The 5,890-nt window shown below is 73.1% G+C and carries 6 protein-coding genes; 4 read left to right on the plus strand and 2 right to left on the minus strand.

Annotated elements, in window-relative coordinates; all coding sequences use genetic code 11:
• The first annotated feature begins 89 nt into the window (after positions 1-89).
• The 4 genes from GT030_RS03475 to metK all read left to right on the plus strand — a co-directional run bounded on the left by GT030_RS03475 (position 90) and on the right by metK (position 4,296).
• The gene (locus tag GT030_RS03475; RefSeq protein WP_237522173.1) at positions 90-1,151 is read left to right on the plus strand and encodes a ParB N-terminal domain-containing protein; all 1,062 of its coding nucleotides are present in this window, start codon (positions 90-92) and stop codon (positions 1,149-1,151) included.
• 28 nt (positions 1,152-1,179) lie between these two features.
• A complete protein-coding gene (locus GT030_RS03480) occupies positions 1,180-2,034 on the plus strand; it encodes an NAD(P)H-binding protein (protein WP_161199776.1) in 855 nt (284 codons plus the stop codon).
• 35 nt (positions 2,035-2,069) lie between these two features.
• Positions 2,070-3,041: an aldo/keto reductase gene (locus GT030_RS03485; RefSeq protein ID WP_161199777.1), complete on the plus strand. Its 972-nt coding sequence runs from the start codon at positions 2,070-2,072 to the stop codon at positions 3,039-3,041.
• Positions 3,042-3,108: 67 nt separating this feature from the next.
• Entirely contained in the window at positions 3,109-4,296 is a 1,188-nt protein-coding gene (gene metK, locus GT030_RS03490; protein ID WP_161199778.1) for a methionine adenosyltransferase, read from the plus strand.
• Between the two features lie 57 nt (positions 4,297-4,353).
• On the opposite strand, the gene GT030_RS03495 is transcribed toward metK, so the two are convergent.
• Together GT030_RS03495 and GT030_RS03500 are read right to left on the minus strand one after the other, a co-directional pair.
• Positions 4,354-5,088, minus strand: coding sequence for an isocitrate lyase/phosphoenolpyruvate mutase family protein (locus GT030_RS03495; protein WP_346009551.1), 735 nt, complete (start codon positions 5,086-5,088; stop codon positions 4,354-4,356).
• Between the two features lie 131 nt (positions 5,089-5,219).
• Positions 5,220-5,890 (minus strand): lyase family protein (locus GT030_RS03500; RefSeq protein WP_272920653.1); only part of this gene is annotated, 671 nt, incomplete at its 5' end.

Consider the following 5,890-nt stretch of genomic DNA (forward strand, 5'->3'; position numbering starts at 1 on the left):
TGTCCCGAACCGGTCGACCGGTCTGTGACCACGCGCGTCAATCTCGCATCTTTATGCCCCCGTACGGACATATGAACAGGAGATTGAGAATGGCTGTGACGGAAACCAGAGGAATTCACCTGGCCGCCCCGGTGATCTGTGAGTCGGCGGAAATGTGGAACGCACAGGCGGACAGCCTGCCGGTGACACGCGCGCCCATCGAGTCGCTGTCGACCGACGACTCCCCCCGAATATCGGGGGAGAACGAGGAACACGTCCGGCACCTGGCGCAGTGCGTCTCGCCGCTGCCGCCGATCATCGTGCACCGCGCCACGCTCCGCGTCATCGACGGCGTCCACCGGCTGCGGGCCGCCCGGCTCAACGGGCAGACCCACATCGACGTGCAGTACTTCGACGGCACCGCCAAGGACGCGTTCCTGCTGGCGGTGGAGCGCAACGCCCACCACGGGCTGCCGCTGACCCGCGCCGACCGCAACGCGGCCGCGCTGCGGATCATCCGCTCGCACCCGGACTGGTCGGACCGGATGATCGCGTCCGCCACGGGGCTGTCGCCGAAGACGGTGGGCTCGATCCGGCGTCGTTCGGGTGACGCAATTCCTCAGTTGAACGCGCGGATCGGCCGGGACGGCCGGTCGCGCCCGGTGGACAACTCCGAGCGGCGCCGGCTGGCCGGTGAATACGCCCGTACCCATCCGCAGGCCACGCTGCGGGAGATCGCCCGGGAGAGCGGGCTGTCCCTGGCGACCGCCCGCGATGTGCGCGAGCGCGTACAGAAGGGCGCGAGTCCGACCCTCGGCGGGCGGCCGTCCGGCGCCCCGGTGCACGGGCCGGCAGCACCGGCGCCCGCGTCGCGCGGTCCGGAGCGGGGCGGTGTGACGGCCTTCGCGCTGGCGGAGACTTTGCTTCTGCTCAAGCGGGACCCGTCGATACGGCTCACCGAGGACGGCCGGTTCCTGCTGCGGCTGCTGGACACCCACGCGCTGGCGAACCGGCGCTGGGAGGAACTGGTGGACCGGATTCCGCCGCACTGCGCGGCCAAGGTCGCGGCCGCGGCCCGGGAATGCGCGGCCTCCTGGCGGGACGCGGCCCAGCAGTTGGAGGAGCGGGCCCGCGCGGTCGACGGACGGGGGGCGGTGAACACCATCGCCTGAATCCAGCGATTCTCCCTATGCTCTCCGCATGACAATTCTGGTGACCGGGGCCACCGGCAAGACGGGCCGCCACGTATTGCGGGAACTGCTGGCAGCGGGCGAAGAAGTACGTGTATTGACCCGTGATCCGGAAAACGCGAAAGTTCCGTCCGGGACAAGTGTCGTACGCGGTGACCTGAGTGATCCGGAAAGCCTTTATCCGGCACTCGACGGGGTGTCCTCGGTATTCCTCTTCCCGGTTCTCGACGCCATTCCGGCATTCGCGGCGACGGCGAAACGCGCGGGTGTGGAGAAGGTGGTGCTGTTCACCGGGGCCTGGGCCGCGGGACACACCGCGCGGGACCGGTCCTCCTGGGTCTACCCGAGGTACCGGGCGGCCGAGGCGGCGCTCGCTGAGAACGGACCGGAGCGGTGGACGGTGCTCCGGCCGGCGCCCTTCGCCACCAACGCGCTGTGGTGGGCGCCGGGCGCGCGGGCGGACGGGGTGGTCCGGCTGCCCCATCCGGACGCCGTGTGCCCGGTGGTGCACGAGGCCGACCTCGCGGCGGCGGCCGTGGCCGCGCTGCGGACGGACGGCCACCACGAGCGCTGGTACACGGTCACCGGGCCCGCGCCCGTCTCGCAGGCTGAGCAGGTCGCCGCGATCGCGGAGGCGAGCGGGCGGCCACTGCGGGTGGCCCGGATCGACCCGGAGGTCTGGCGGTCCGAGGCGGAGCGCTTCCTGCGGCCGGGGATCGTCGCGGACCTGCTGAACGAGTGGTCCCAGACCGAGGCCGACCCGGCCACCGCCCTGCCGGTCACCTCGGCCGTGGAGGACCTCACCGGCCGGCCCGCGCGCACCTTCGACCGCTGGGCCGCGGACCACGCCGAAGACTTCCGCTGATCCCGCCGATCCCGGACCGGCCCCGAAAGGACGTCATGGAGTACACCCAGCTCGGCCGCAGCGGTCTGCGCGTCTCCCGGCTCTGCCTCGGCACCATGAACTTCGGGGTGCACACCGAGGAGGCCGAGGCCCACCGCATCCTGGACGCCGCCCTGGACGCGGGCGTCAACTTCGTGGACACCGCCGACCTGTACGGCTGGCCCGAGCACCCCGGCCTGACCGAGACGGTGATCGGCAACTGGCTCGCGCTGGGCGGGGGCCGCCGCGAGCGGACGGTGCTGGCCACCAAGGTGTACTCGGAGATGGGCGACTGGCCCAACGAGGGCGGCTTGTCCGCGCTGCACATCCGCCGCGCGGTCGAGGCCAGCCTGCGGCGGCTGCGCACCGACCACATCGACCTGTACCAGATGCACCACGTCGACCGGTCCACCCCGTGGGACGAGATCTGGCAGGCCATGGACGTCCTGGTGACCCAGGGCAAGATCCTCTACGTCGGCTCCAGCAACTTCGCGGGCTGGCACCTGGCCGAGGCCCGGGAGACCGCACGCGCCCGGCACCTGCCCGGCCCGGTGAGCGAGCAGTCCCACTACAACCTCCTGGAGCGCACCGTCGAGCTGGAGGTGATCCCGGCCGCCCGGCGCTACGGCATCGGACTGCTCCCCTGGTCCCCGCTGCACAGCGGTCTCCTCGCCGGGGTGCTCCGCGACGAACGCCGGGGCGTGCGGCGCACGGCCGGAAGGGCCGCCGCCGCGCTGGCGAGGAGGCGGCCGCAGATCCAGGAGTACGAGGACTTCGCCGCCGAGCTGGGCCACGAGCCGGGGCATGTAGCGCTGGCCTGGCTGCTCGCCAACCCGGCCGTCACCGCACCCGTCGTCGGCCCGCGCACGCCGGCCCAGTTGCACAGCGCCCTCGCCGCACTCGACGTCGAGCTGGAGCCGAAGGCGCTGGCCCGGCTCGACGAGATCTTCCCCGGTCACCGGCCCGCGCCCGAGGCGTACGCCTGGTGACACCCGGCCGGGGCACCCACCCCGGCCACCCCGCACCGTCAGCAGCCGCTGCAACCCGAGGAGTGTCATGCCCCGCCGTCTGTTCACTTCGGAGTCCGTCACCGAGGGCCATCCCGACAAGATGGCCGACCGGATCAGCGACACGGTCCTCGACGCGCTGCTGGCGCGTGACCCGCGCTCGCGCGTCGCCGTGGAGACCCTGATCACCACCGGCCAGGTGCACGTGGCCGGCGAGGTCACCACGCGGGGCTGGGCCGACGTGCCCGCCCTGGTGCGCGAGGCCGTGCTCGACATCGGCTACGACGCCTCCGCGAAGGGCTTCGACGGCGCCTCCTGCGGGGTGTCCGTCTCCATCGGGGCCCAGTCCCCCGACATCGCGCGCGGTGTCGACGCGGACAGCGAGGACCTGCCGGCCGCCCAGGGCGCCGGGGACCAGGGCCTGATGTTCGGCTATGCGACGGACGAGACCCCGGAGCTGATGCCGTTGCCGATCCGGCTGGCACACCGGCTGGCCCAGCGGCTCACCGAGGTGCGCCGCTCCGGGAACATGCCCTACCTCAGGCCCGACGGGAAGACCCAGGTCACCGTCGAGTACGACGGGGACCGGGCGGTCCGGCTGGACACGGTCGTCGTCTCGGCGCAGCACGCGGCGGACGTCTCGCTGGAGGACCTGCTGGTGCCCGAGGTGCGCCGGAACGTGGTCGACGTGGAGCTGGCGCGGCTGGCCGGGGAGGGCATCGAACTCGACACCGAGGGCTGCCGCTTGCTGGTGAATCCCACCGGGCGCTTCCACATCGGGGGCCCGATGGGCGACGCGGGGCTGACCGGCCGGAAGATCATCATCGACACCTACGGCGGGATGGCCCGCCACGGTGGCGGCGCCTTCTCGGGCAAGGACCCCTCCAAGGTGGACCGCAGTGCCGCGTACGCCATGCGCTGGGTGGCGAAGAATGTCGTGGCCGCCGGTCTCGCCGCGCGCTGCGAGGTGCAGGTCGCGTATGCCATCGGGCGGGCCGAGCCGGTGGGGCTGTTCATCGAGACCTTCGGCACCCACCGGGTCGGCGTAGACGCGATCGGCAAGGCCATCGACGAGGTCTTCGACCTGCGCCCGGCGGCCATCATCCGCGACCTCGACCTGCTGCGGCCGATCTACGCCCGGACGGCGGCCTACGGCCACTTCGGCCGCGAGCTGCCCGACTTCACCTGGGAGCGGACGGACCGGGCGGAGGCGCTCCGCGCTGTGGCCGGGCTGTAGCCACAACAGATGCGCCCCGCCCAGGACTTGGGCGGGGCGCATCTTTGGTGCCTGCGGTCAGGCGGGCAGGGTGCGGGCGATCTCCGTGAGGGCGGCCTCGGCACGCTGGTGCAGGCCGCCGCCGAAGGTGACACGGGCGGCACCCAGCCGGCCCAGCTCGGCCGGGGCCGGCCCGTTCGGCAGGTACAGGGCGTTCAGCGGGGCCGGGACGCCCTTGGCCAGCTCGGGCAGCAGACCGGCCGGGGCCAGGATCGGGTAGACCACGTCGGCCCCCGCCTCGGCGTACAGGCGGCCCCGGCTGATCGCCTCCTCGGCGTCGCTCGCCCCGTGCAGGAACGTGTCCACGCGGGCGTTGAGCACCACCCGGCCCTCGGCGGCCGCCACGAACTCCCCCAGCCAGTCGGCGTGTTCGCGGGCGTCCTTGAGCTTGCCTGAGGCATGGTCGGTGTCCTCCAGATTGCACCCGACCGCACCCACGCCGAGCAGCCGCTCCACGATCCGGGCCGGTGCGAGCCCGTAGCCGTCCTCGATGTCGACGGTCACCGGGACGTCGACGGCGCGGATGATCCGCGCGAGCGCCTCGAACACCTCGTCCGCCGGGGCGGCTCCCCCGTCGTCGTACCCGAGCACAGCGGCCACCGCGGCACTGGAGGTGGCCAGCACCCGGTGCCCGGCATCCGCGAACACCCGGGCGCTCACCGCGTCCCAGACGTTGGGGATCACCAGCGGATCACCGGGTTCCGGCCGCCGGTGCAGCTCACGGAACTCCTCGGTCCGGGTACGACTGGACACAGCTGCCTCCTGAAGACGGTCACCACGAACGAGCAGCCGCCAGCGTAGGCAACGGGGGGTGCGTACGTCCCGTGGCGCGGTCGGCGTTGCAACGCGACGCTCGGTGCGGGCCGCCGGCCCCGTGCCGCCCCTCAGCGTTTCAGCGCCCGGTCCACCAGCGCCCCCGCCCCGCCCGTGTACCGAGCCGGGTCGAGCAGTTCAGCCAACTCCCCGCCATCCAGCACACCCTGCAATTCCGGCAGCTCCGCCAGCACCTCGCCCAGTGGCACGCCCTCCCCCGCGGCGCGCCCCGACGCCTCGCTCAGCAGTCGCCGCGCTTGCGCCTTGCCGAGGCGGGGTGCCAGGACCGCGGCGAGGCGCTCCGAGACGATCTGGCCGCCGGTCAGGGCCAGGTTGGCGCGCATGCGGTCGGGGTGGACGGTGAGGCCGCGGGCGAGGTCGAGGGCGGTGTGGGCGGCGCCTCCGGTCAGGCGGAGGGACTCGCGGAGGAGGGTCCATTCGGCGTGCCAGGCCCCTGCGGACCGCTCGTCCTCGGTGGTGAGGCACTGGGTCAGCCCGGCCGCCAGCACCGGTACCTGGAGGGCCGCCGAGCGGATCAGCGTGGCGAGGACCGGGTTGCGTTTGTGGGGCATGGCGGAGGAGGCGCCCCGGCCTGCCGGGGCGGGCTCGGCCGCCTCGCCGACCTCTGTGCGGGCCAGTACCTGGACATCGGCCGCGATCTTGCCGAGGGCGGCCGCCGTGTGGGCGAGGGCCGCGCCGAGGTCGGCCACCGGCGTACGCAGGGCGTGCCAGGGCAGCACGG

The organism is Streptomyces sp. SID1328, assembly GCF_009865595.1.
GTDB classification, from domain to species: domain Bacteria; phylum Actinomycetota; class Actinomycetes; order Streptomycetales; family Streptomycetaceae; genus Streptomyces; species Streptomyces griseoluteus.

What these genes read in the sequence shown, in the direction of transcription:
- GT030_RS03480 (WP_161199776.1), top strand. Translation starts at nt 1,180, where the DNA reads ATGACAATTCTGGTGACCGGGGCCACCGGCAAGACGGGCCGCCACGTA.
- metK (WP_161199778.1), top strand. Translation starts at nt 3,109, where the DNA reads ATGCCCCGCCGTCTGTTCACTTCGGAGTCCGTCACCGAGGGCCATCCC.
- GT030_RS03485 (WP_161199777.1), top strand. Translation starts at nt 2,070, where the DNA reads ATGGAGTACACCCAGCTCGGCCGCAGCGGTCTGCGCGTCTCCCGGCTC.
- GT030_RS03475 (WP_237522173.1), top strand. Translation starts at nt 90, where the DNA reads ATGGCTGTGACGGAAACCAGAGGAATTCACCTGGCCGCCCCGGTGATC.